Annotated in this window: 19 protein-coding genes, 1 tRNA gene and 1 pseudogene; 12 read left to right on the top strand and 9 right to left on the bottom strand. The window is 63.1% G+C overall.

The window, feature by feature from the left end:
- Positions 1 to 61 precede the first annotated feature (61 nt).
- From HV711_RS20505 to HV711_RS20485, 5 genes are all read left to right on the top strand, one after another.
- Positions 62 to 1,033 (top strand): acetyl-CoA carboxylase carboxyltransferase subunit alpha, encoded by a 972-nt coding sequence (locus HV711_RS20505; protein ID WP_015003135.1) that lies wholly within the window; start codon positions 62 to 64, stop codon positions 1,031 to 1,033.
- A gap of 58 nt (positions 1,034 to 1,091) precedes the next feature.
- A complete protein-coding gene (gene tilS, locus HV711_RS20500; protein ID WP_035477794.1) occupies positions 1,092 to 2,573 on the top strand; it encodes a tRNA lysidine(34) synthetase TilS in 1,482 nt (493 codons plus the stop codon).
- A 395-nt stretch (positions 2,574 to 2,968) separates the two neighbouring features.
- Positions 2,969 to 4,219: an aspartate kinase gene (locus tag HV711_RS20495; RefSeq protein WP_013588854.1), complete on the top strand. Its 1,251-nt coding sequence runs from the start codon at positions 2,969 to 2,971 to the stop codon at positions 4,217 to 4,219.
- A gap of 187 nt (positions 4,220 to 4,406) precedes the next feature.
- Positions 4,407 to 4,500 (top strand) — tRNA-Ser (locus HV711_RS20490).
- 151 nt (positions 4,501 to 4,651) lie between these two features.
- The gene (locus tag HV711_RS20485) at positions 4,652 to 5,878 is read left to right on the top strand and encodes a hypothetical protein (protein ID WP_175145226.1); all 1,227 of its coding nucleotides are present in this window, start codon (positions 4,652 to 4,654) and stop codon (positions 5,876 to 5,878) included.
- 170 nt (positions 5,879 to 6,048) lie between these two features.
- Here HV711_RS20485 and HV711_RS20480 read toward each other — a convergent pair whose 3' ends face one another.
- The 9 genes from HV711_RS20480 to HV711_RS20440 form a co-directional block, all read right to left on the bottom strand.
- Positions 6,049 to 6,243, bottom strand: coding sequence for a hypothetical protein (locus HV711_RS20480; RefSeq protein ID WP_175145224.1), 195 nt, complete (start codon positions 6,241 to 6,243; stop codon positions 6,049 to 6,051).
- A 445-nt stretch (positions 6,244 to 6,688) separates the two neighbouring features.
- The gene (locus tag HV711_RS20475) at positions 6,689 to 7,177 is read right to left on the bottom strand and encodes a hypothetical protein (protein ID WP_035477799.1); all 489 of its coding nucleotides are present in this window, start codon (positions 7,175 to 7,177) and stop codon (positions 6,689 to 6,691) included.
- Between the two features lie 201 nt (positions 7,178 to 7,378).
- Positions 7,379 to 7,840, bottom strand: a complete 462-nt coding sequence (locus HV711_RS20470; protein ID WP_244142687.1) for a hypothetical protein — start codon at positions 7,838 to 7,840, stop codon at positions 7,379 to 7,381.
- 111 nt (positions 7,841 to 7,951) lie between these two features.
- Entirely contained in the window at positions 7,952 to 9,058 is a 1,107-nt protein-coding gene (locus HV711_RS20465; protein WP_035477802.1) for a type VI secretion system protein TssA, read from the bottom strand.
- Positions 9,055 to 10,128, bottom strand: a complete 1,074-nt coding sequence (gene tssG / locus HV711_RS20460) for a type VI secretion system baseplate subunit TssG (RefSeq protein ID WP_035477803.1) — start codon at positions 10,126 to 10,128, stop codon at positions 9,055 to 9,057. The genes HV711_RS20465 and tssG overlap by 4 nt, the downstream gene beginning before the upstream one ends.
- Complete coding sequence (gene tssF / locus HV711_RS20455; RefSeq protein ID WP_035477870.1) at positions 10,128 to 12,017, bottom strand: type VI secretion system baseplate subunit TssF; 1,890 nt, start codon at positions 12,015 to 12,017, stop codon at positions 10,128 to 10,130. Before tssF ends, tssG begins: the two co-directional genes overlap by 1 nt.
- 38 nt (positions 12,018 to 12,055) lie before the next feature.
- On the bottom strand, positions 12,056 to 12,613 hold the full coding sequence (gene tssE, locus HV711_RS20450) for a type VI secretion system baseplate subunit TssE (protein WP_035477805.1): 558 nt from the start codon (positions 12,611 to 12,613) through the stop codon (positions 12,056 to 12,058).
- Positions 12,600 to 13,469 carry a type VI secretion system accessory protein TagJ gene (locus tag HV711_RS20445; protein ID WP_035477807.1) on the bottom strand — a complete coding sequence of 290 codons (870 nt, stop codon included), beginning with the start codon at positions 13,467 to 13,469 and terminating at the stop codon, positions 12,600 to 12,602. Before HV711_RS20445 ends, tssE begins: the two co-directional genes overlap by 14 nt.
- Positions 13,466 to 13,924, bottom strand: coding sequence for a TagK domain-containing protein (locus HV711_RS20440; protein WP_051223922.1), 459 nt, complete (start codon positions 13,922 to 13,924; stop codon positions 13,466 to 13,468). Before HV711_RS20440 ends, HV711_RS20445 begins: the two co-directional genes overlap by 4 nt.
- A 767-nt stretch (positions 13,925 to 14,691) precedes the next feature.
- On the opposite strand from HV711_RS20440, the pseudogene tssH reads away from it, so the two are divergent.
- The 7 genes and pseudogenes from tssH to HV711_RS20405 all read left to right on the top strand — a co-directional run.
- Positions 14,692 to 17,381 (top strand): annotated as a pseudogene (gene tssH / locus HV711_RS20435) (type VI secretion system ATPase TssH).
- 38 nt (positions 17,382 to 17,419) lie between these two features.
- A complete protein-coding gene (gene tssB, locus HV711_RS20430; protein ID WP_035477809.1) occupies positions 17,420 to 17,953 on the top strand; it encodes a type VI secretion system contractile sheath small subunit in 534 nt (177 codons plus the stop codon).
- Between the two features lie 26 nt (positions 17,954 to 17,979).
- Complete coding sequence (gene tssC / locus HV711_RS20425) at positions 17,980 to 19,482, top strand: type VI secretion system contractile sheath large subunit (protein ID WP_035477811.1); 1,503 nt, start codon at positions 17,980 to 17,982, stop codon at positions 19,480 to 19,482.
- A 94-nt stretch (positions 19,483 to 19,576) separates the two neighbouring features.
- Positions 19,577 to 20,062, top strand: a complete 486-nt coding sequence (locus HV711_RS20420; RefSeq protein ID WP_035477812.1) for an Hcp family type VI secretion system effector — start codon at positions 19,577 to 19,579, stop codon at positions 20,060 to 20,062.
- A gap of 87 nt (positions 20,063 to 20,149) precedes the next feature.
- Positions 20,150 to 20,656: a type VI secretion system lipoprotein TssJ gene (gene tssJ, locus HV711_RS20415; RefSeq protein WP_035477872.1), complete on the top strand. Its 507-nt coding sequence runs from the start codon at positions 20,150 to 20,152 to the stop codon at positions 20,654 to 20,656.
- A gap of 31 nt (positions 20,657 to 20,687) precedes the next feature.
- On the top strand, positions 20,688 to 22,034 hold the full coding sequence (gene tssK, locus HV711_RS20410) for a type VI secretion system baseplate subunit TssK (RefSeq protein ID WP_035477815.1): 1,347 nt from the start codon (positions 20,688 to 20,690) through the stop codon (positions 22,032 to 22,034).
- A 181-nt stretch (positions 22,035 to 22,215) separates the two neighbouring features.
- On the top strand, positions 22,216 to 23,194 hold a 979-nt coding region (locus tag HV711_RS20405), incomplete at its 3' end, for a type VI secretion system Vgr family protein (protein ID WP_175145222.1).

Here is a 23,194-nt window from a genome sequence, read left to right as displayed (position 1 = left end):
TTTAGACATCGGCGAGCGCGGTTAGAATACGCGCTGCCGGTAAGTCCAAGGATTAAAACCAATGAAGACCACCTTTCTGGATTTCGAACAGCCGATCGCTGAACTCGAAGCGAAGATCGAAGAATTGCGCTTCGTGCAGGACGATTCGGCCGTCGATATTTCGGAAGAGATCGAGCGGCTGTCCAAGAAAAGCCAGCAGCTCACGAAAGATCTGTACGCGAACCTCACGCCCTGGCAGGTTTCGCAAATTGCCCGTCATCCGCAGCGCCCGTACACGTTCGACTACGTGAACGAGCTCTTCACCGACTTTCACGAATTGCACGGCGACCGCAGCTATGCGGACGACCTGTCCATCGTCGGCGGTCTGGCGCGATTCAATGGCCAGGCCTGCATGGTGATCGGTCATCAGAAAGGCCGCGACACGAAGGAGCGCGCGCTGCGCAACTTCGGCATGCCGCGTCCCGAAGGCTATCGCAAGGCCGAACGGCTGATGCGCCTCGCCGAAAAGTTCAGCTTGCCGATCTTCACGTTCATCGACACGCCGGGCGCCTACCCGGGCATCGGCGCCGAAGAGCGCGGGCAGTCGGAAGCCATCGGCCGCAATCTGTATGTGATGGCCGAACTGAAGACCCCGCTCATCGCGACGATCATCGGCGAGGGCGGTTCGGGCGGCGCGCTGGCCATTGCGGTCGGCGACAGTGTGCTGATGCTGCAATTCTCGACCTATTCGGTAATTTCACCGGAAGGTTGCGCGTCGATTCTGTGGAAGAGCGCGGCCAAGGCGCCGGAAGCGGCCGAGGCGCTGGGCCTCACCGCGCATCGGCTGAAAGCGCTCGGTCTCATCGACAAGATCGTCAACGAGCCGCTCGGCGGCGCGCATCGCGATCCGAAGGGCATGGCTGCGCTGCTGCGCCGCGCGCTCGCCGATTCGCTGCGCCAGTTCCAGGGCATGAGTATCAACGACCTGCGTCAGCGCCGTTTCGAACGGCTCATGGCGTACGGCAAGTTCAAGGAAACGACGCCGGGCGCCTGAGCCCGCGCGCCTTTTCTTTCGTCCATCGGCGCACACGCGTTCCTACAGCGCTAGCGACGTGACTTCCACTGCGAAATCGCCTGCCGACCGCCTCGTTCTCGAGGCGGTCGGCGCAGCGCTTCGCGCGCTTTCCGCGGATGCGCGCATCGGCATTGCGTTGAGCGGCGGTGTCGATTCGAGCGTATTGCTGGATGCCGCCGCGCGCGTCGCCGGGGCGTCGCGTTGCGTGGCGCTTCATGTGCATCACGGCCTGAGTCCGAACGCCGACGCGTGGCTCGTCCATTGCGAGGCGTTCGCGCGCGAGCGTGGCGTCGAGTTCGCGGCGCGTCGCGTCGACGTATCGCGCGATGCCGGCGTGAGCGTCGAGGCCGCCGCCCGCGACGCGCGTTATCGCGCGCTGGACGCGCTGTGCGCGGAGCGCGGCATTCATTCGCTATGGCTCGCGCAGCACGCGGACGATCAGGCCGAAACGGTGCTGCTGCAACTGTTGCGCGGCGCGGGCCTGGCGGGCCTCGCGGCAATGGCGCCGGAGCTCTCGCCCGAGGGCGCCGCGGCAAAGCGCGTGCGGCCCTTGCTTCATGTGCTGCGCGCGCAGATCGAGCATTATGCGAGCGCCCGGCATCTGCACTGGATCGACGACGAATCCAACGCGGACACGCGCTATGCGCGCAACGCGCTGCGCCACGAAGTCACGCCCGCGTTGACGGTCCACTTCCCGGGCTTTCGCGATGCGCTGGCGCGGACGGCGGCGCATGCGGCGGCGGCGCAGCGCTTGCTCGACGCGCTTGCGCGCATCGACCTGGAGGCGGTCTCGCGCGACGGTGGGCGCGCGCTCGCGCATGACGCGCTGATCGCGCTCGATGACGACCGCGCGCTCAATCTGCTGCGCTACTGGATGCGCCAGCAAGGCTTTATCGCGGCGTCGAGCGCGCGTCTTGGCGATGCGCTGCGTCAACTGCGTGAAGTCGGCGCGGACGGCGACGGACATCGACTGCGCATCGACCATGCGGGGCATGCGTTGCGCAGCTATCGCGGACTCGTGCATTGGGAAGCGGGCGACAGCCGCGATCCCGCCGACGAAAGCGCATTCACCGAGCGGGAGATCAGCGAACTGGCCTGGCAAGGCCAAGCGATCTGGCGCTTGCCGCAGTGGCGCGGCACGTTCATCTTCCAGCCGGTCGACGCCTCGATCACGGACCGCGCAAACACGGCCGACAGCGCCAACACGCCCAACCCCGCGGCTGACGACGCGATTCCCGCGAGCCTGCTTCGACGAGCAGTGCTGAGCGCGCGTTCGCGCAGGGGCGGCGAGCGCATGCGTACGAGCGCCGCGCCGGGCGCGCGCAGTCGAACGCTGAAGAACCTTTTTCAGGAGCGTGGCATTCCCGCGTGGAAGCGCGACGTGCCGTTGCTTTTTCTCGGCGATGAGCTGCTGTTCGTGCCTTTGCTCGGCGTGAATCGCGCGCTGTTGCCGGCACCAGCGGCGCCTGACGAAGCACGTGTGACGATTGTGTGGCGCGAGGACCTGCTGATTGCCTGACCGGCCGGCCGGCTACCGTTGCGGCGACCTGGCCGCATGCGAAACAGGGTGCGATTGTGCCCGCAAATAACGCCTTCCGCCCAGTTCCGACAGGCGTTCCGAGCGTGGTCCGCGAGTGGCGCCGAGGCCTTTGCGGCTTGTCTTTTTGCGCCTCTTCAGGTACGTTAACTTGTTTGCCCGACCCGCTTTTGCCGTCGCTTTTGTCGGTTTTCCGATCGTGATCCGAGTTTTCCGGTAAGCCATTAGCGATCAATCACGGGCAAATCCGCGCGTGCTGCACGCGCTGCATCTACGCCGCCACACACTTTGCCGCCGTTCACGAGACGTTGCGCCCCTGTGCTTTTGTGCGGTCGTCGCAAGCGCCAGCGCGGTTTCTCCTTCAGTTCAGAACGACAATGGCACTCATCGTACATAAATACGGCGGCACTTCGATGGGCTCGGTCGAGCGCATCAAGAACGTCGCCAAGCGCGTCGCGAAATGGCATAAGGCCGGTCACAAGATGGTGGTCGTGCCGTCGGCAATGTCCGGCGAAACAAACCGCCTGCTCGGCCTCGCGAAAGAGATCACGACCCAGCCGAGCCCGCGCGAACTCGACATGATCGCCGCGACCGGCGAGCAGGTCAGCTCGGGCCTCCTCGCCATCGCGCTGCAGGAAGCCGGCGTCGACGCGGTCAGCTACGCCGGCTGGCAAGTGCCGGTCAAAACGGATAGCGCGTTCACGAAAGCGCGCATCAGCGAAATCGACGGCGAGCGCGTGCTGCGCGATCTCGAAGCGGGCAAGGTCGTGGTGATCACGGGCTTCCAGGGTATCGACCCGGAGGGCAACATTACGACGCTCGGCCGCGGCGGTTCGGACACGTCGGCGGTCGCGGTCGCGGCTGCGCTGAAGGCCGACGAGTGCCTGATCTACACGGACGTCGACGGCGTGTATACCACCGACCCGCGCGTGGTGGAAGAAGCGCGCCGGCTCGATCGCGTGACGTTCGAAGAAATGCTGGAAATGGCAAGCCTGGGTTCCAAGGTGCTGCAGATCCGCTCGGTGGAGTTCGCCGGCAAATATCAGGTCAAGACGCGCGTGCTGTCGAGCCTGACCGATCCGCTCATCCCGCTCGACGCTGAAATGAAGTCGGGCACCCTGATTACTTTTGAAGAAGACGAGACTATGGAAAAAGCAGTCATCTCGGGCATCGCGTTTCAGCGCGACGAAGCTCGCATTGCCGTGATGGGTGTGCCCGACAAGCCGGGCATCGCGTATCAGATTCTCGGCCCGGTGGCAGACGCGAATATCGACGTCGACATGATCATCCAGAACCAGAGCGTCGAAGGCAAAACGGCGTTCACGTTTACCGTGGGCCGCGGCGATTATCAGCGCGCCATGGACATTCTCACGAATCAGGTGAAGGGTCACGTGCAAGCCGAGCAGGTGCTGGGCGATCCGAAGGTGTCGAAGGTGTCGGTGGTGGGCGTCGGTATGCGCTCGCACGTGGGCATTGCAAGCACGATGTTCCGCACGCTGTCGGAAGAGGGCATCAACATTCAGATGATCTCGACCTCCGAAATCAAGATTTCGGTGCTGATCGACGAAAAGTATATGGAGCTCGCCGTGCGCGCGCTGCATAAGGCTTTCGAACTGGATCAGGCGTAATTCGATGTAAAGGGCGGGGCGTACAGGAGCGTCCCGTTCGTGAGTGGTGTTAGTGCGGCCGTGTGAAAAAATTCTCCGTGAATGACGAAATTGGCACAAAAAATGTTCGTCAGACATTGACCTTGGCGGTTCGGCCCGCTATTATCTTGGCTTCGTCGCGCTGACTCCCTGCGCGAGCGAAAGTTTGGGAGACGTGGCCGAGAGGTCGAAGGCACTCCCCTGCTAAGGGAGCATCTGGGCCAAAACCTGGATCGAGGGTTCGAATCCCTCCGTCTCCGCCAAAAGCGGTGAAAAAGCCCCGTAAGTTCAAGGACTTACGGGGCTTTTTGTTTTTCAGCCCATCACCGAGCCCATCATCGAGCATTGGTCTGTCCGCTGTCGATTTTGGCCCATCGCTCAAGCGATGAAGGGTGGCAGCGTTGACGCGCCGCGTTGCGTGTTCCAGTTCGGTTCAGCGAAGGACCGCGGAAGATTCTTGCTCCGGTGCTGGACAGGCGCCGAGCGGCCGACGGCTCAGCCACGACTGGCGATCCAGATTCGCTGCAGGACGTGACGGGCAAGCTGGTGAAGTTCAGAACCGAGATGGACCGCCTGCAACAGACCGGAGTTACCAACACTGCGGCGGTCGCCGCCCTGGAGCAGCTTATTGGAGAACGACGCAGGAATCTGCGTGATCTTGAGGCTGAGGTGGCTGAGATCGACAAGCGCAGCGTCAACATGGCACAGATCGTCTCGGAGATCGAGGAGGAAGTCGCGACGCTGAACTTGAACGAAGAAGCGAAGCGCGTATTTGCGTCATTCAACGAGATCTGCGGCGTGGAGGGGTGCGGACTGTTTGCGTTCAGCACCGAGTCTTACGCAAAGAACTTGCTGTACCTCCGGGATCAGATCAAGGATCTGGAGCGGATCTCGGTTCACAATGCGCTGCGAAAAGAGTCCTTTCTCCAGCAACAGCAGCAGGTCCGATTACATATCAGTGATCTCGAGAATCAGCGTGATACGTCGGCGAACAGCTCAGTCGCGCAGGCGACTCGATCTGCGCTCGATTCGCTGACCTCCCAAGTACTCGATCTTGAAATGCGAAAACGCGATATCGAACGGGCGGAATTGCTGGGCAAGCGACTCGCCGAGGCGATCGAGCAGCGTGACAAAGCCATCGATAGGGTTCAGGCGCTGACGCGTGACGCTGAGATGACTCCCGGGGTGGTGAAGCTTCGCGTCGCCATCAAGGACGCTCTGTTGAAGTGGCTGGACATTCTGCAGACAAGCAACGTCTCGGACGATATTCGATTCAAGGATGATTTCATACCAACGTTTGGTTCCGAGTCACTGGCCCAACTCAAAGGCAGCACGAAAGTACGGGTGGTCCTCGCCTACCATGCGGCCGTCATTCAGGCTCTGGCGGAACTCAACGGCGAGGTACCCCTGCAATTCCTGATTCTCGACACGCCCAAGCAGCACGAAATTCACGATATCGACCTGGGCCGGTATATCAACGAGTTGAAGCGATTCGGCCACGACTATGGTTTTCAGATCGTCTTCTCCGCGACGGAGTACCGGCATGACGGCGACAGCAGTGATATTGAGTGGACAGCAATGTTTAGTGGCGAGCGCCATGAAATGTTCTTAGGGTCGCCGGCTGCTAACCACAACGTTTAGCAAGGCGATCGAGCGTCGTCGAATACCGGACCCGTGTTTCCGCGGAGCACAGAGCCGGTTTTTCGTTTTCGTGTGACTCGTGTTCAAGGCTCATGGGGCGCGGCTTGCTGGTTTCGATGAAACCGTCGGTCACGACGGGACTCGCCTGCCGGTCGTCTGGCAGGACTTCATCATGCTGTTTTTCCCGTGTGGGCCGCAAATGCCGCGATCGGATCGTTTTCCATCGGTTGCGTGCGCTGCCGCGTATGAGGGCAGCCCACGGTTGCCGCATCGGCCTGCCTGTCCGGGCCATGCGTGGCGTTGCGCGTTTTGGTCGAGGCGGGCGCATGCCGTTGTGTTTCGTGTTGCAGCTCTTCCGCGCCCATCCATTGCTCACGGTACTCGGCGCGCGCGCCACTACCGTACTGCAGCATCTAAGCCATGACGATCAAGACGATCGCCATCGAAATCGTTCGTCGTGTCATCGTCACTTCCCGGTATGGTGGGCGGGAACCGTACGAGGCGCGTCACTCAATATTGCGTCGAGGCACACCCAGGTGGCAAACACTGATACGACGATCGCTACTATCGACGCGCGCAGCAACGAGCGCGGCCCTGTCCGCGGTGTTTTTTTCTCAACCGGCTTGCGCGGCTGTCGCCAGACCATTCGCTTTAGGTCGCCGATGCCAGCCGAATAGTGTTGGTCGCTCATGCTCCTGTCTTCCGTCCCGTCGCATACGTTTGTCTTGCAGCGCTTTCACGAGCTATCTGCTTCTTCCCACTGTGCAAGGCATTGCCGATACCTACAGTGAGTGGCGAGGCGGGCAGACCTTAATCACGGGGAACCTGCCTTTCCAGCGCGTATGTCACCGTGATCATGTTGGGGATGTAACGGCGCAGGACGTAGCCGGAACCGGACTTCACATCGTGCCTGTCCTTGAACATCTTCATCATCAGCGCTTCCGGTACCTCCAGCCCAGGTTTTCCATGTACAAACAGGTAGCTGAACCTGTCTGAACCAAGACACCACATTTCGTGGATTTCATGGCCGTCATCGCTGTGCCCGAAGCTGCCAATCTGCGAGCGACATCGGGTGAGCCATACTTCAGGCCTGTCCGAGCCCACTGCAATCACGTTGCCCGAACCGTCATGCAATGTGATTTTCAGTACTTTCTGGTTCAGGGTCTGGTCGCCCGAATTATCGGTAACGGTGAAATCGCCACTGAACTCCGGCGAATAGTCATCCGATACGACCGTCGCGCAGCCGGCGGCGAGCAGGCCAAGCGCCATGAATACCAACACAATCCCGCGTTTAAACATCCCACGTTTCTCCCTATGCCAGCCTCGAGCGCAAATGCGGCCAATACCGGTTGTCATTGTTCAAGCGGCAGCCAACTCTTCTCCAAAGATCTGGCTGCTTTCAATCTGCCCGTTGCCCGCATCAGGGGCGCGCCGGGTTTTACGGGCATCGTCCGCACATGGTCTCCAAAACGGATACCATGCTCTCGTCTGCGACGAGCGTCACTGCGGATTCGTGGCAGGCTGCCCCGAGAGCGCGCGCCCTGCCTGGTCAATAATCGACGTCGCCGTGCCGACCGCAATCGCGCGGTCGACACCGGAGGTCTGCCAGTGACCATCGCTGTCGCGTGCAAACTGCAGTTCGGCGTGAAGGGTTGTGCCCGCATCGCCGGACCCACCACGCTTCAGGACGATGCTGACGCCGCAGGTGAAGGCCTCGACACCGTTTGTGCTTCCCGTTTTCGCGCAGTCGCCATCGGGCTTCACCGACGCGACACCGTCGGATGTGGGCAGCGGGCTGCCGGCAAGCGCATTCAGACCGCCTCTGTTTTCCGCATCCAGCGCCCGACGCACAGCGCCGTCAATATCGGCTGCACCTGGTCCCTGATGCAGCCAGTTGCAGGCGGCGAGCAAAAGACTGGAGGCGAGTGTTATGACGGCAAGTCGGGTCAGTTGCATGTGCATTCGTATCTCCATACTTTCAAGATAAGTGGCAATGAGCCGGTTACATGGCGGCAACCGGTGGAATATGGGTTCGTAACGCAATCGGCTAATTTCCTTCCCACATGCGTACGGTCACGACGCGCCATCCGCCTGCTCCCATTCAGCCAGCAACTCTGCGGGAATGGCACGCACGATCTCGGCATAGCGCTTGCCGACGAACTGCTCGGCATGCCTGAGCAACACCGGAATCGGGCTGCTCGGCTCGTGCGTTTCGAACCACGTCCGGGCCGTGCGGATCATGGCAAGCGCCGCCTGACGATCAGCCGGTGCAGAGCCGGATTGCGCCGTCGTGCTTTCGGGAACAGCAACAGGTGCGGCATTTAACGGTTCGGGCACGGCTGCCGCGTCGCTTTCCAGTGATTCGTCCGTTTCAGGAACGCGTTCCGCGCATGCGTCGACCGGTTCGGACGCGGTCACCTGCGCGGGCGCGCCTAACCTGCCGAGCAGCCGCGTCAGCGGCGACAGGTCTGGCTGGTACGCTTCGAGATGACGGGTGCACCAGTCGTCGATCGCGGCAAGATTCGCGACCGCCTCGTCGAAGCCCGCCAAGACTGTGGGTTGGTGCGTGCGCAGATCCTGCAACTGCTGCGCAACGGACTCGGGCGCGAGCGCATCGGCGGCGCGCGGATGCGCGAACGCGCGCTCGACGTCGCGCACCTGCAGTCGTGCCAGCGTCGACTTCGTGAGGACGATTTCTCGCACGTCCGCGAGCAACCCCTCGGGATCGGCGAGCGCCTGCAGCGCATTCATCCGCATTTCGAGTGCCGCGTCGTGCTCGCCGTCGACGTCGGGCTGCGGATGCACGTGCGCGGCGAACGCCTCCAGCCAGGCGGCCAGCAGCCCAGTGCCCTCGGCGAGACCCGCCGCACCGCCGAGCCGCGTACGGCACCGCGTGTAGAGCACCGCGACCCGCATGTCTTTCGTGCGGATCATGAGTCGTCGGCAGTCGCGTTCGGTTTCGCTCCAGTTAAGAGGATCAGGCGCGCCGACAAACGCGCCGTACTGCACGTCCTGTTTCGGCGCTGCACTCGCAAACAACACGACGAAGTCGTGGTCGTATTCGAGGTCCGAGCCGCAGGGCGCGGCGTCGCTTACAGGTGCGAGCCAGTCGTGATGCGGCGCACCCTTGATGGGGTCCTTGCCGGATTCGAGCCGCTGCGCGGATGTTTTTTTGCTCATTGTCGATTTTCGGATTCAGTGTCGCGGCGATTGAAAGACTTCGCGTAGCGTTCGGGTTCGAACCGCATACCGGTAATCGGCCTGTCCAGACTCGGGCGGCCCAGCCAGCCGGACCATCCCATGCGCTGCTGACCGCCCATCACCGCCGGCGGCGCGCTCTCGGGCTTGATGCGCAATTCGAGCTCCCATTCCAGTTCGTAGCCGACGAACGCGCGCACCCATTCGACGAGCCGCGGAAGATCCTCGCCCTGGGGCGTGAAGCGCAGATACGCATTGAGATCAACCGGGCCGATAACGATGCGGAATCGGTGCTGACGATCCGGCGCGACGCGGCCGAGCATCGCGGCCTGGCCCATCGTCGAGGCGGGGCCGGGACGGCCCATACGGCCTTGGTCGGCCGGATCGATTTCGATCCAGTGGAACACGTTCTCCTCGATCGCGACCGGCACGCCGAAGTAGTGTGCAAGCGTGGCGCGCAGTCCGTCCGGATTGCGCGATTCGCGCACAAGGTGAGCCGACGCCGCCAGACGGGCATGCGAGGGCAGGGGGCGATCCGCGATTTCACGCGTGTCCTGCCCGGTGAGGCCTGCGATGTAGAACGAAAACCGCTCGTCGTCTTTCCGGTCAAGGCCAGCCGTCGCCTGTGCCGACGACCACGCGCGATAGAACAGCGTGAAGAACCGGTGATGAAAAATGTCGAAGAAGTCGACCGTCGTCATGTCGCGGCGACTATCCTCGCGATCCTTCGCCATCTCAGTCACGTGGATCGGCAGCGGCCCGTTAGGTCCAAGCATGCCGAGACCGAACAGCCGCACCTTGAGTCGCCCAGCGGCTTCCTGCACGCTCGCGACTTCACGCGGCGCGAACGCGAGGCTCGGCTGCTGCCCAAGCCGGAACGGCTCCGCCTGGGGTCGGCGGGCGGTGCCGACCGGATCGATGGCCGCGTTTGCGCCAATGCGCCGCAGCAGTGACAGGAAGCCGAAGCGCCACGGCTCGGCCTGCAGGCGTTCGAGCAGCTCGGGCGAGAGTGTGCTGTCGCGCACTAGTGCGGGCAGGCTGGCACGCTTCATCACAGGACTCCGCGGGTGCCCGTGCGCACCGGCCAGCGCGCAATGCGGCCGCGTTGCATCGAGTGCAGCTCGGTCTGCGTGAAGCTGTTGATCGACACGTGGCGCGCGAGCCAGTGCTCGAGGATCACGCCAAAGAGATAGGGACTCACGCCCGAGAAACCCGTCTCGTCGACGGTCAGCGCACACTCGATGCCGCGCCCGAAGGTCATCGGGCCGGTACCCGGCAGCTTGCGCGTCACAGGGCGCGTTTTCACGCCGACGAGGCTTTCGACCTGGCGGCTGTGTCCTGTATCGCTGTCCGCAAGATAAAGGCGCAGCAGATCGCGCAGGCTCTGGCCGCCCTCACGGTGATCGAGCTCGTCGAGCGGCAGGTAGTTGAAATTGAGCTGGCGGATCAGACGCCACGCCATCTCGCGCTCGGCATACGGTGGCAATGGTGGACTCGGCGGGCGAATGAGCCCGATGCTGTCGACAGGCGCGGATTGCGCCGTCTCGAGGTCCCGCACGCCGTCGCGCGGCACAAGCGTCGCGAGATCGCGGTTTGTCAGCAGCGCATCGACCGACAGAAATCGGATGTTTTCGCCATAGGGCGCTTCGTGCTGGTCGACGAGCGACAGAAACACTTCGGTGCCGACATAGGGTGTGCGCGTGCCGTAACGGCGCGCCGAATCCGACACGAGCCGCCGCTCGCGCCGGGTCGAGAAGTACCGCCCGTGATTGCCTTCGTCGTTGTTCAGCGTCTGGTAGAGCGGGCGGAATTCCTGTTCATCCGAGGTCGCCGCCACCTGTCCGTACACCGTCTCGACCGAGAACACCTCGTAGTCGAGTGGCGCAAGGCGTGCGGGCACCAGATGAAACTCGGTGTCGCGCGGCGAGATTTCGATGCGATCAGTATGCTTATTGAAGAGATTGATGACAGGGGTACAGAAGAGCGCAAAGCGCGACGCGTCGACGAGGTTCGCGAGTTGGCCCGGCGCCCGGTCGAGCAGTACGACGATTTCGACTTCGCGACCGTTCACGCGGGACAGGCCTTCGGCAAGCCCATTCAACGCGAAGAACCAGAACCGCGCCGGACACGCGAAGTACTCATGCAGCAGGTTGTGCCCATGGAATTTGGTCCAGGTGAGCGGCAGCAGATTCTGATCGGTGCGTAACCCTTCATGTTCGACCGCGCTCTGCGTGACGGCCGCGGGCGGACGGCCCGGTGCACCAAATTCGCCAGGCGCGGCGATCACGGACGCGACGCCCGCGACGTGCAGCAGCTCGAACAGGTGCGAGGCAACCTGCTCGTCGCCCGAGAGATACACGGGCAGCCGGTCGAGTCCCTTCAGGTCCGCGATGCGCATGTCGCCGGTGGTCGACAGCCGCAACCGCAGTGCGCCACGCACCTGCGTGTCGGGTGGCACATAGCGGTCGAGCGCCGGAATGTCGGGCGGAATGCCGGTCAGGCGAGCTTCGGTGATCGTGAGCGGCCACAGCGTCACGTCCTGGCCGCTGGTGAACTGGCAAGCGGTTTTCTCGCCGTCGGGAACTCGAGCGGTGAACGACGTGCCGCGCGCGATGCGATACCCCTCGGCGAGATTGCCTTCGGCCCGGCCCGGATAGAGGCGCGCGACCGCGATCGACGGTGTCGGCGCGACGTAGTTCGGGTAGATCACTTCCAGGAGCCGCCCCGTGAAGCGGGGAAACTCCGCGTCGAGCTTGATCTGCATGCGTGCGGCCATGAAGCAGAACGACTCGATCAGGCGCTCGACGTAAGGGTCGGCCACTTCGCCCGCCTGCATGCCGAGGCGGCGCGCGATCTTCCGGTGCGCCTGCGCGAACTCTGTGGCGAGCTCGCGCATGTAGATGAGTTCCTGGTTGTAATAGTCGAGCAGTCGCGGGTCCATCGGATGGGTCTCGTTGTTGTCGTTGTGGTGCGTCGCGTTCAACTGGCGCGCATGCCGGTGATCTGGATCTCGCTCGTCTCCAGATCGAGCGAGCTCTGCACCATGAATTCGAGCGGATACGGGTCCATGTGAACCATGCCGCGCACCTCGAACGCGAGGACGTGGTGATGGTCGCTGGCGTCGAGCGCATGACGGGGCGCCACCACCAGCGAATCGGGGATCAGCCGCGGCTCGAAATCGGTAATGGCCTGCCGGATCATCCGCTCGATGTCGTTCCACTGGCGCGACGCCAGAAAGGTGCCCGCGAGGGGCGGCACGCCAAAGTTGACCGTCGATGCGGCCGCCTGCGGATAGCGCTCGCGATCGAGCTGGTCTTCGATGCTCGTGGTGTTGAGCAGATAGGCCAGATCGCGCTGCACGATGTCGCGCATCTGCTTGCGCGTCACCGTGTATTCCTCGGGCGCTTCGATCGGGCGGTAGGGCGCATCATCGCGCAGCCGGTCGAGCAGTGTTGGCATCATGTGCGCGTTGGCCCGCCGCGGTGTGCGTGCGGCCAGCGTGTCGACGGGCGCGGGATGCTTCTTATTCCCGGTCATCAACCTGCTCCTCGGTGGTCGCGCCGTCTGCCGCCATCGGCAATACGTGCGCGCCGAACTCCGTGTTGGCCAGCTCGAACAGACCGAAGTCGCCCTGTTCGGTCGTCCAGGTTTTCTGTCCGAGGGCGATGACGGCGGTACGCCCCGCTTCGTGCCAGACCGTTTCGCGACCGAGCCGCAGCGTATCGGCAGCAGTGTCAGAACCGGGGTAGCGCGCAGGCATGAAGCCACGTACGACGCTGCCGTCGGTCAACGTCAGCACACACGGTGCCCAGACGAGATTGATCAGGTTCGCAGGTGACGACACGCGCCATGCAGCCAGATCGGCGAATGGCACCCAGCGGTAGTGCCCCGCCGTGATGACTTCGCAGACTGGACCGAAGCGCGAATCGCTATCTGCAATCCAGTTCGCGACTCCCTGTGGCGTACGGGCGGCGATGAGCGGCGCCGCCTCCAGCGCCCGTTCGCGCGCCTTGTCGGCGGCCTCGCTTTGCCCATCTGCCGTAAGCCGCAGCGCGCCGACCAATTCCTTGACCCACTCGGCCGGTTCGTGGACGAATCCCGGGCGTTCCTGTCCCGAGACAACTCTTGCCCGCCAGCGTTCGGCGCGAATCAGGTCGCGGCAGGCCTGCGCGGTCGGTGCCTGCTGCGGGTCGAGCTTTGCCCACGTCTGCAATTGCTGCATGGCGCGCGCCCAGTCACCTGTCACGCACAGCAACTGGAACAGCGCCCAGCGATGCGAGGCGGTGGTCGGCTGGGCGCGCACGCGCGTCTCGATGCGCTCAATCTGCTCGATGAGTGGGGTGTTGCTCAGGCGATGGGTGTGAGGCGAATCGGAAGCATTCAGCCGGGTCATTCTTTTTCCTCACGTGCAGGTGCGGCAAGCGGGCTGTCGACCGACAGCGCGTGGTGCTCGCGCCGGGTGAGCGCAGGCGGCAGGGCAGGTGCGCGACGTGCCTCGGCCGCGTGATATTCAGGGGGAGCAAAGAGCCGCAGCACTTCCGGAACGGACGCTTCTTCGAGCGCGGGGTTGCCTTCCAGCCGGCCGAACACATCGTCGAGCGTGCGTTCGCCCGAAAGCAGGGCTTCGATTGACGAGGATTCGCGATGAACGTCCTGAGCGTGCCACTCGTCCGGCGCGTCGTGTGTTGCCGCGTGTGCTGACGGCTCGTCCACTTGCGGCGCCCACGAACCGCTTAGGGACGCTTGGGGATCGGCAAGGGCGCGCCAGTACTGTGCATGCAGTGCATCGACAAGCGCCTCGGCGCTGTCGGCGTCGCCGGGTGGGGCAGGGGGCCGGAGCGCGTGCATTCGCCGCGGCGCTGTCTATGCTTCCGATGCCGATCAGGCCGAGCACGGCGTCATCGCCTGGCGAACGGTCAGGCGCTTCGCGTGCTGGAAGGTCGGATTCGGGGATGCTGGCCGAGCGTCGCCCGCGCCCGTCGCGCAGCACAGGTTCGGTGTGCGCGACTTCCGGTTGGCGGCGCCAGGGCAGGCGTAGGGAGCGCATCGGCGGTGTCCGGTGACAGGAAGCCCGCATTTTAAACATGAGTCGCAGGGACCCGTCTATCCCCCGGTTGAGTCATCCTGATCTAGTGGTGAATTATCAGGAATTTGAGATAAGGGGATTTTTGTGGTCAATAAATGTCAGATAACGTCAAATGTAAAAGTCAATAAAGATAAAACATCATGATAATCAGTGCTTGCAGAAAAAGTGTCAAAGTTTCTGTAAATAAATCTAAATTTCCTAACATTAACAATGACTTGATGGTTGTAAGGCTTGTGTATGGTTCGCTGGGCGGCGAATCCGATGATTGCAGTAGGGTATTGGTCGGGATGTGATGGCGTGAGGTACGATTCGACTCGGATTCGCCTCTGCGCGTAAGTTGGCGGCGACGCGTATTCGTGAGAATAATGCGCGCCTTGGGAGATTTTTCTCGTTCTCACGGTTTGAAACGGGGCAGTGGATTAAGGCCGCAATTGCATGCCAGCAGAGTTGGCGCATCTGCCGCCTGAATAGGACTCCTGATCGCTCTGGCGGGGCCAGGAAAACACCGAAGGACAACAAGAAGGTACGCATGACGATTTCACGCCGGGCACTGTTCGGCAAGCTCGGGGTTCAGCTTTACCGCAGCATCGAATCGGCAACGCAGTTCTGCAAGCTGCGGGGCAACCCGCACGTGGAACTCATCCACTGGCTGCACCAGCTGCTGCAGCAACCGGACAGCGATCTGCATCGCATCGTGCGGCACGCGGGCATCGACCGCGACGTGCTCGATCGCGACTTCGCACGGGCGCTCGCGGCGCTGCCCGCTGGCGCCAGCTCGATCAGCGATTTCTCGTGGCATATCGAGTCGGCCATCGAACGTGCGTGGGTGCTTGCGACGCTCAGACATGGCGACCGCCGTGTGCGCGGTGCGTGGCTCGTTGCTGCGCTCGTGTCGACGCCCGAACTGCGGCGCGTACTGCTGTCGATTTCTTCGGCGTTCGGCAAGATCCCCGTCGACGCACTGGACGACGTGCTGCCCGCGTGGATCGACGGCTCCCCCGAAGCCGCCGATGCGCCCTATGACCACAGTGATTTTTCGGCAGCCACACCCGGCGAGGCGTCCGGCGCGATGCCCACTGCATCGAAGGGCGCCTCACTCGAGCAGTACTGTACCGATTTGACGGCCCGCGCGCGTGATGGCGGGATCGATCCGGTGATTGGCCGCGAGCGCGAGATCCGCACGATGATCGATGTGCTGCTGCGCCGCCGGCAGAACAACCCGCTCTGACGGGTGAGGCCGGGGTCGGCAAGACCGCCGTCGTGGAAGGGCTCGCGCATGGCATTGCGTCGGGCAACGTGCCGCCGAAACTGGCCGATGTGCGGCTGTTGAGTCTCGATGTCGGCGCATTGCTCGCGGGCGCGAGCATGAAGGGGGAATTCGAAGCGCGTCTGAAAGGGCTGCTTGAAGCGGCCGCGAAGTCGGTTGTGCCCGTGATCCTCTTCATCGACGAGATCCACACGCTGATCGGGGCGGGTGGTCAGGCCGGCACGGGTGACGCGGCAAACCTGCTGAAGCCCGCGCTGGCGCGCGGCACAATCCGTACCGTAGGCGCGACGACCTGGACGGAGTACAAGCGCCACATCGAGAAAGACCCGGCACTCACGCGCCGCTTTCAGGTCCTGCAGGTGGCAGAGCCGTCCGAAGCGGCTGCCGTCGATATGGTGCGCGGTCTCGTGCAAACGTTTTCGACGCATCACGGCGTCGTGGTGCGCGACGCGGCGATCCGCGCGGCGGTCACGCTCTCGCACCGTTACATTCCGTCGCGTCAGTTGCCGGACAAGGCGATCAGCCTGCTCGACACCGCATGTGCGCGAGTCGCGCTGTCGCAACATGCAGCGCCACGCGAGCTGAACGATGTACGGCAGCGTCTTGCAGCCGCACGGGCCGAGGAAGCGTTGCTCGTGCAAGAAGCGCGCATCGGCCTCGATGCCGACAAGACGCTGACAGGCGTTCGTTCGCGCATGGATGCACTGGCTTTGGAAGAGGTGGCGGTTGAGGCCCGTTGGCGGGAGCAGGCTGCCGCAGCGCAGGAACTGCTCGCGGCGCGTGAATGTATCGTGCCGATCGACGGTGGGCCGGACCGGGTGCCGGTTTCGGTCGTGACGTTGCAGGATCTCGAACGCAAGCTTGCCGAATTGCAGGGCGATGCACCGCTCGTCTTTCCGGAGGTCGACGAGGCCATTGTCGCGGAAATCGTGTCGGACTGGACCGGAATTCCAACGGGCCGCATGGTCACGGACGAGGTGGCGGCCGTGCGCACACTGCCCGCCACGCTCGAATCTCGCGTGATCGGTCAGACCGACGCGCTGCGCCAGATCGGCGAGCGCGTGCAGACCGCGCGTGCCGGTCTCACGGACCCGAAGAAGCCGCTGGGCGTGTTCCTGCTCGCCGGTCCCTCCGGTGTCGGCAAGACCGAAACGGCGCTGGCGCTCGCCGAAGCGCTGTATGGCGGCGAGCAGAACCTGATCACGATCAACATGAGCGAGTATCAGGAAGCCCACACGGTGTCGGGCCTGAAAGGTGCGCCGCCCGGCTATGTCGGTTACGGCGAGGGTGGGGTGCTGACTGAAGCCGTGCGCCGTCGCCCGTATTCGGTGGTGCTGCTCGATGAGATCGAGAAGGCGCACCGCGACGTGCACGAGATGTTCTTCCAGGTGTTCGATAAGGGCTACATGGAAGATGGCGACGGCCGTTACATCGATTTCCGCAACACGACGATTCTGCTCACGAGCAACGTGGGCTCCGATCTGAGCGCGAGCCTGTGCGCCGATCCTTCGCTCGCGCCGGACCTGGAGGGACTGCGCGAGGCGCTCACGCCGGAACTGCTCAAGGCCTTCCCGGCGGCGTTCCTCGGGCGCGTCGCTGTCGTGCCGTACCGGCCGCTGGCCGATAACGCGCTCGCCAGCATCGTGCGCCTGCATCTGGGCCGGGTTGTGAAGCGCATGGCCGACAGCCACGACATCGCGCTCACATACGACGACGCGGTCGTCGATTACGTCGTTGGCCGGTGCCTTGTGCAGGAGACCGGCGCGCGCGTACTGATCGGTTTCATCGAGCAGCACGTACTGCCGCGCCTGTCCGCGCTCTGGCTCGACGCCTTCGTCGCGAAAGCCACGCTCTTGCGCATTGCAATCGCAGTGTCCGATGCATCTGCCGCACCGGCTTGCGCGCTCACGTTCGAGGCGATCCCCCTTCATTCAGACGAGCCGGTCCGCTGAGCTCGCCGTCCATTGACCACCGTTCAGGAGCCTCTTTCATGTCCGCTTCCAGCAGTTCGCAGAAATTCATCGCGCGCAACCGTGCGCCGCGTGTGCAGATCGAGTACGACGTCGAGGTCTATGGCTCGGAGAAGAAGGTCGAGCTGCCGTTCGTGATGGGCGTGCTCGCCGACCTCTCGGGCAAGCACCCGATCGAGCCGCTACCGGCTGTCACCGACCGGCGCTTCCTGGAAATCGACATCGACAATTTCGATGAGCGCATGAAAGCGATCCGGCCGCGCGTGGCGTTCGCCGTGCCGAATACGCTGACGGGCGAAGGCCAGATGATGGTCGACATGACCTTCGAGAGCATGGAGGATTTTTCGCCCGCGGCGATCGCGCGCAAGGTCGAGCCGCTGCGCCAGCTGCTCGAAGCGCGCACCCAGCTCGCGAATCTGCAGACCTACATGGACGGCAAGTCGGGCGCCGAGACGCTCGTCACACAGCTGCTGCAGGACCCGGCCCTGCTCAAATCGCTGGCGGCTGCACCGAAGCTTGAACGCCAGGGTACTGACGACACCACCGCGAACTGACCGCAAAACGATTCAGGAAGAACATTATGGCGAAACAGGAAGCCCGGGCCGTTGCGGCCCAGTCCACGACCCAGCAGACCCAGTCCGATTTCACGCAACTGCTGGAGCGAGAATTCCGTCCCAAGACCGACGAAGCGCGTGAAGCCGTCGAGCATGCGGTCCAGACGCTCGCCGAGCAGGCGCTGGCTCAGACGGTCACGATCAGCGACGATGCCTACAAGAGCATTGCCGCGATCATTGCGCAGATCGACCACAAGCTCTCCGAGCAGATCAACCTGATCCTGCACCACGAGGATTACCAGGCGCTCGAATCGGCCTGGCGCGGCCTGAACCACCTTGTTTCGAACACCGAGACCGACGAGCATCTGAAGATCCGTTTCATGGATGTCTCGAAGACCGAGTTGCATCGCACGATGCGCCGCTACAAGGGCCTTGCCTGGGATCAGAGCCCGCTCTTCAAGCAGGTCTACGAAGAGGAATACGGCCAGCTCGGTGGCGAGCCGTATGGGTGCCTTGTTGCAGACTACTACTTCGACCATACACCTCCTGATGTCGACCTACTCGGTTCGATCGCGAAGGTCTCGGCTGCTTCGCACACGCCGTTCATTACGGGCGCCGCGCCTTCGGTGCTGCAGATGGAATCGTGGCAGGAGCTGGCGAACCCGCGCGATCTGACGAAGATCTTCACGCAGAACCTCGAATACACCGCGTGGAACTCGATGCGCAACACTGAAGACGCGCGCTACGTGGGTCTGGCGATGCCGCGCTTCCTCGCTCGCCTGCCGTATGGCGCGAAGACGAACCCGGTCGACGAATTCGATTTCGAGGAAGACACCAACGGCTCAGACCACAACCGCTATGGGTGGGCCAATGCCGCGTATGCGATGGGCGTCAACATCAACCGGTCCTTCAAGCAGTACGGCTGGTGTTCGCTGATCCGCGGCGTCGAGTCGGGCGGCACGGTCGAGAATCTGCCTTGCCATACGTTCCCGACCGACGATGGCGGCGTCGACATGAAGTGCCCGACGGAAATCGCGATCTCCGATCGCCGCGAAGCCGAGCTGTCGAAGAACGGCTTCATTCCGCTCGTACACCGCAAGAACACCGACCACGCCACGTTCATCGGCGCGCAGTCGCTGCAAAAGCCCGCCGAGTATGACGATGCGGACGCGACGGCCAACGCGAACCTGTCCTCGCGCCTGCCGTACCTGTTCGCGTGCTCGCGCTTCGCGCACTACCTGAAGTGCATCGTGCGTGACAAGATCGGCGCGTTCAAGGAGCGCGAGGACATGCAGCGCTGGCTCAACGAATGGATCATGCATTACGTCGACGCCGATCCGGTCAACTCGTCGCAGGAGACGAAGGCGCGCCGGCCGCTCGCAGCCGCCGAAGTGATAGTGGAAGAGGTCGAGGGTAACCCCGGTTACTACACCTCGAAATTCTTCCTGCGTCCGCACTTCCAGCTCGAAGGCCTGACCGTCTCGCTGCGGCTCGTCACGAAGCTGCCGTCGATCAAGGAAGCAGCCTGATTCGCTTCCCGCGCATTTCCCCGTTTCGCCGGAGTTCATTTGAGCCGCATGGACGGACTTCGGCGTCTTCTCTTCCACCTGAAGGAGCATTGCAATGGCACAGGACATCTTCCTGAAAATCGACGGCATCAACGGCGAGTCGCTTGACGACAAGCACAAGGATGAAATCGAAGTTCTGAACTGGGACTGGGAAATCCAGCAGGAATCGTCGATGCACGCTGGTAGCGGTGGCGGCGCCGGCAAGGCGACCGTCAAGGATCTGACGTTCGAGCACAACATCGATCGCGCGAGTCCGAACCTGATGAAGTACGCGCTGACGGGCAAGCACATCGACCAGGCGACGCTCGTGATGCGCAAGGCCGGCGGCAATCCGCTCGAATACCTGAAGCTCACGATGAGCGACGTGATCGTCACGCGCGTGAAGCCGTCGGGCAGCAAGACCGACGCGGAGAAGAGCCGCGAGTCGGTGTCGCTGTCGTTCGCGAAGGTCAAGCAGGAATACGTCGTGCAGAACGCCCAGGGCGGTAGTGGCGGCGCGGTCACGGCCAGCTTCGACATCAAGGGCAACAAGGAAGCGTAATCGCTCGGATCGCACGCACTCGGTGAAGGGGCATAGCCTCCACCGGGTGTGTTGCGTCCGGTGCCGTCAATCATGGTTCATTTCTGCATGCGTCCGATACCGACCGTCACCACGCTCGCCTGTGCGCTCGCGCTTTCCGCCTGCGCGGGCAGCGGCGAGCCGAAGCCGAAGGAGCCGATCCGGCTCGACATGAGCGTGAACGCGCTGCCCGGCGTGAATCCGGACGACCGTGGGCGGGCTGCGCCGATCGTGGTGCGGATTTACGAGTTGAAGAACGACGGCGCCTTCAAGGCAGCCGATTTTTTCACGCTGCAGACCCAGGACAAGACGGTGTTGGCCGACGACGTCGTGAAGCGCGACGAGCTGCAACTGCGCCCCGGCGAGCATCAGACGATCGTTCGGCGGCCCGACGCGGCGACGACAGCCATCGGCGTGATTGCGGCCTACCGCGACCTGCCGAATTCGGTGTGGCGCACGGTCTACACGATGCCGGTCACCATGGACAAGGCTTGGTACAGCTTCTCGACGCCGAAGCTGAAACTGACGATCGATCTCGAGACGAACGCCGTCAAGATCACCGAAACAAAAAAATGAAACTCTTTGCGCAACGAAACGGAAGGTCCGCATGAGCTGGTACGCCAAGGTCGCCTGGCAGGAAGGGCTGTTTTTCCGCCCGCAGCTGTTCCAGCAGCAGGACCGCTATTTCGAGAAGTACGCGCACATGCGCGCGGCACCGCTGTCGCCGTTCTTCTTCGGCTTCACGCATTTCGCGCTTGACATCGAGGCGCTGGCGCTTGGCAAGGTGATCGTCAAGTCGGCCGTCGGCGTGTTTGCCGACGGCACGCCGTTCGATGCGCCGGGTAACACGCCATTGCCGCCGCCGCTGACGATCCGGCCGGAACATCTCGACCAGGTCATCTATCTGGCCGTGCCCGTGCGGCTGCCGAATTGCGAGGAGACCACCTTCGAGAACACGGCGGATTCGCTTGCGCGCTATCTGGTGTTCGACACCGAGTTGCGCGACACGAATTCGATCGGCCTCGCGCCTGAACCGGTGCAGTTGTCGAGCCTGCGCGTGCGCCTGCTGCCCGAAAAGGAACTGGGCGATGCGTGGATCGGTCTCGCGCTCACGCGCGTGAAGACGATCCGCGCGGACGGCAGCATCGAGCTGGACGACACGCTCGTGCCGCCAGTGTCCGGCTATGGCGCAAGCGATTTGCTAACGGGCTGGGTCACGAAGATCCACGACCTCGCGCGGCTGCGCGCCAACGCCCTCGCACAGCGGCTCGCCGGCACCGACGACACGACTGCAAGCGCGGCGACGGTCACTGATTACCTGCTGCTGCAGATTTTGAACCGTTACGAGCCGTTGTTGCAGCACCTGCTGCGGGTGCCGGCTACATCGCCAGCCGATGTCTACGCGCTACTGATCAGCATGGCGGGCGAGCTGTCGACGCATCTGCGTACCGACACGCGTCGGCCGCTCGACACGCATCCGCCGTATCAGCACACGACGCCGCACCTGTGCCTGAAGCCGGTGGTCGACGACACGCATCGTCTGCTCAATGCGGTGCTGGTCCGCAGCGCGCAGAGCATCGCGCTGGAGGATCGCGGCCACGGCATGCGTAACGCGGTGGTCGATCCGGTCGACATGCAGGGCTTCACGGCGCTCGTGCTGGCCGTGCATGCTGCGATGCCGCCGGACGTGCTGCAGCAGCAGTTCGTCGCGCAGGCGAAGGCCGGTCCGTCGGACAAGCTGCCGAGCCTCGTGCGTAGCCACCTGCCGGGCATCGGCTTGCAGGCGCTGCCGGTGCCGCCCCGGCAGATTCCGTTCAACGCGGGCTACATCTATTACGAGCTCACCCAGGGCGGGCCGCTCTGGGAGGAAGTCGTGCGCCACGGCGGGATCGCGCTGCACGTGGCGGGCGACTTCCCGTCGCTCAAACTCGAACTGTGGGGCGTGCGCGCATAAGCGCGACTGAAGTGAGGATATATGTTCAAGAAGATTGTGGTAGCGATCACTTATCTAGTTTTCCTGGTGATGTTGTCAGGTTGTTTGCACGTTAATGGTTGGAAATAAGGAAGGGCATCCGTCACATGTCCAATACATGACAGACGGTCAATGATCCGACCGATTCAATGGAGATGCCGGAATGGCCTTGTTTGATGCACCACGGACACTCTCGGTTTCCGGCGCGGCGCTGCCGATGTATGGCGGCCAGCCGATTCTCACGCCGGTCAAACTCACGGGCCGCGAGACGATCGGCGAGCTGTTCGAATACACAATCGAGCTGAAGACGCCCGATGCGCTCGCGTTCTCACAGAGCATCGCGGCGAACGTCGAACTTGACAGGTTCGTCGGGACCGAGGTGACGGTCTCGATCCAGCTGGAGGGCAAGGGGCATTTCATTCCCGGCCTCGCGGGTAACGCGGGCGTGGCCAACATCGGCGCGGGCACGCGCGAGATCACCGGTATCGTGAGCGATGCGCGGATGCTTCGCGAAGACGGTCGCTCGATTGTCTACGCGCTCACGCTGCGCCCGTGGCTCTGGCAGGCCACGAAGAACAGTGACTGTCGCATCTTCCAGGACATGTCGGTGATCGACATCACCGATGCGGTGCTCTCGGCGTACCCGTTCCCCGTCGAGAAACGGCTGACCACGCCGCGCCCGAACAAGACATGGCCGAAGCGCGACATCCAGCGGCAGCATTTCGAGAGCGACTGGACATTCCTTCAGCGGCTGTGGGAAGAATGGGGGATTTTCTATTTCTTCGAACATAGCGACGGCAAGCACCGGCTCGTCCTGTGTGACACCATGGGCGCACTCAAGCCGCTCGGTGATGCCTATGCCGCCATCCGCTACGAGCCGCCGACCGGTCGACGCATCGACGAGGAGCACATCCACGACCTGTCGGTTTCCCATGCGCTGACCACGGGCGCGGTGACAAGCGTCGATTACGACTATACGTTGCCGCGCGCGGACCTGAAGGTGACGCGCGAAGACCCGCGCAACACGGGTCTCGGCAATGTCCCACAGACAGTTGAAGGTTGGGACGGCGGGTGCGGCATAGATTATGCGACCTTGCGATCATGGTCAATGTTGGATTTCGAGGGCGAACGCTTCAGGGCGG

It is taken from the genome of Paraburkholderia phenoliruptrix, assembly GCF_902859825.1.
Classification (GTDB): Bacteria; Pseudomonadota; Gammaproteobacteria; order Burkholderiales; family Burkholderiaceae; genus Paraburkholderia; species Paraburkholderia phenoliruptrix.
Note: the sequence above shows the minus strand (reverse complement) of the source record. Positions and strands in the feature narration are given on the sequence as shown.

Excerpts from the sequence above, each read along its gene's own strand:
- HV711_RS20505 (WP_015003135.1), top strand. The coding sequence starts at position 62 with ATGAAGACCACCTTTCTGGATTTCGAACAGCCGATCGCTGAACTCGAA.
- HV711_RS20495 (WP_013588854.1), top strand. The coding sequence starts at position 2,969 with ATGGCACTCATCGTACATAAATACGGCGGCACTTCGATGGGCTCGGTC.
- HV711_RS20480 (WP_175145224.1), bottom strand. The coding sequence starts at position 6,243 with ATGGGCGCGGAAGAGCTGCAACACGAAACACAACGGCATGCGCCCGCC.
- HV711_RS20475 (WP_035477799.1), bottom strand. The coding sequence starts at position 7,177 with ATGTTTAAACGCGGGATTGTGTTGGTATTCATGGCGCTTGGCCTGCTC.
- HV711_RS20470 (WP_244142687.1), bottom strand. The coding sequence starts at position 7,840 with ATGCACATGCAACTGACCCGACTTGCCGTCATAACACTCGCCTCCAGT.
- HV711_RS20465 (WP_035477802.1), bottom strand. The coding sequence starts at position 9,058 with ATGAGCAAAAAAACATCCGCGCAGCGGCTCGAATCCGGCAAGGACCCC.
- tssG (WP_035477803.1), bottom strand. The coding sequence starts at position 10,128 with ATGAAGCGTGCCAGCCTGCCCGCACTAGTGCGCGACAGCACACTCTCG.
- tssF (WP_035477870.1), bottom strand. The coding sequence starts at position 12,017 with ATGGACCCGCGACTGCTCGACTATTACAACCAGGAACTCATCTACATG.
- tssE (WP_035477805.1), bottom strand. The coding sequence starts at position 12,613 with ATGACCGGGAATAAGAAGCATCCCGCGCCCGTCGACACGCTGGCCGCA.
- HV711_RS20445 (WP_035477807.1), bottom strand. The coding sequence starts at position 13,469 with ATGACCCGGCTGAATGCTTCCGATTCGCCTCACACCCATCGCCTGAGC.
- HV711_RS20440 (WP_051223922.1), bottom strand. The coding sequence starts at position 13,924 with ATGCACGCGCTCCGGCCCCCTGCCCCACCCGGCGACGCCGACAGCGCC.
- tssB (WP_035477809.1), top strand. The coding sequence starts at position 17,420 with ATGTCCGCTTCCAGCAGTTCGCAGAAATTCATCGCGCGCAACCGTGCG.
- tssC (WP_035477811.1), top strand. The coding sequence starts at position 17,980 with ATGGCGAAACAGGAAGCCCGGGCCGTTGCGGCCCAGTCCACGACCCAG.
- HV711_RS20420 (WP_035477812.1), top strand. The coding sequence starts at position 19,577 with ATGGCACAGGACATCTTCCTGAAAATCGACGGCATCAACGGCGAGTCG.
- tssJ (WP_035477872.1), top strand. The coding sequence starts at position 20,150 with ATGCGTCCGATACCGACCGTCACCACGCTCGCCTGTGCGCTCGCGCTT.
- tssK (WP_035477815.1), top strand. The coding sequence starts at position 20,688 with ATGAGCTGGTACGCCAAGGTCGCCTGGCAGGAAGGGCTGTTTTTCCGC.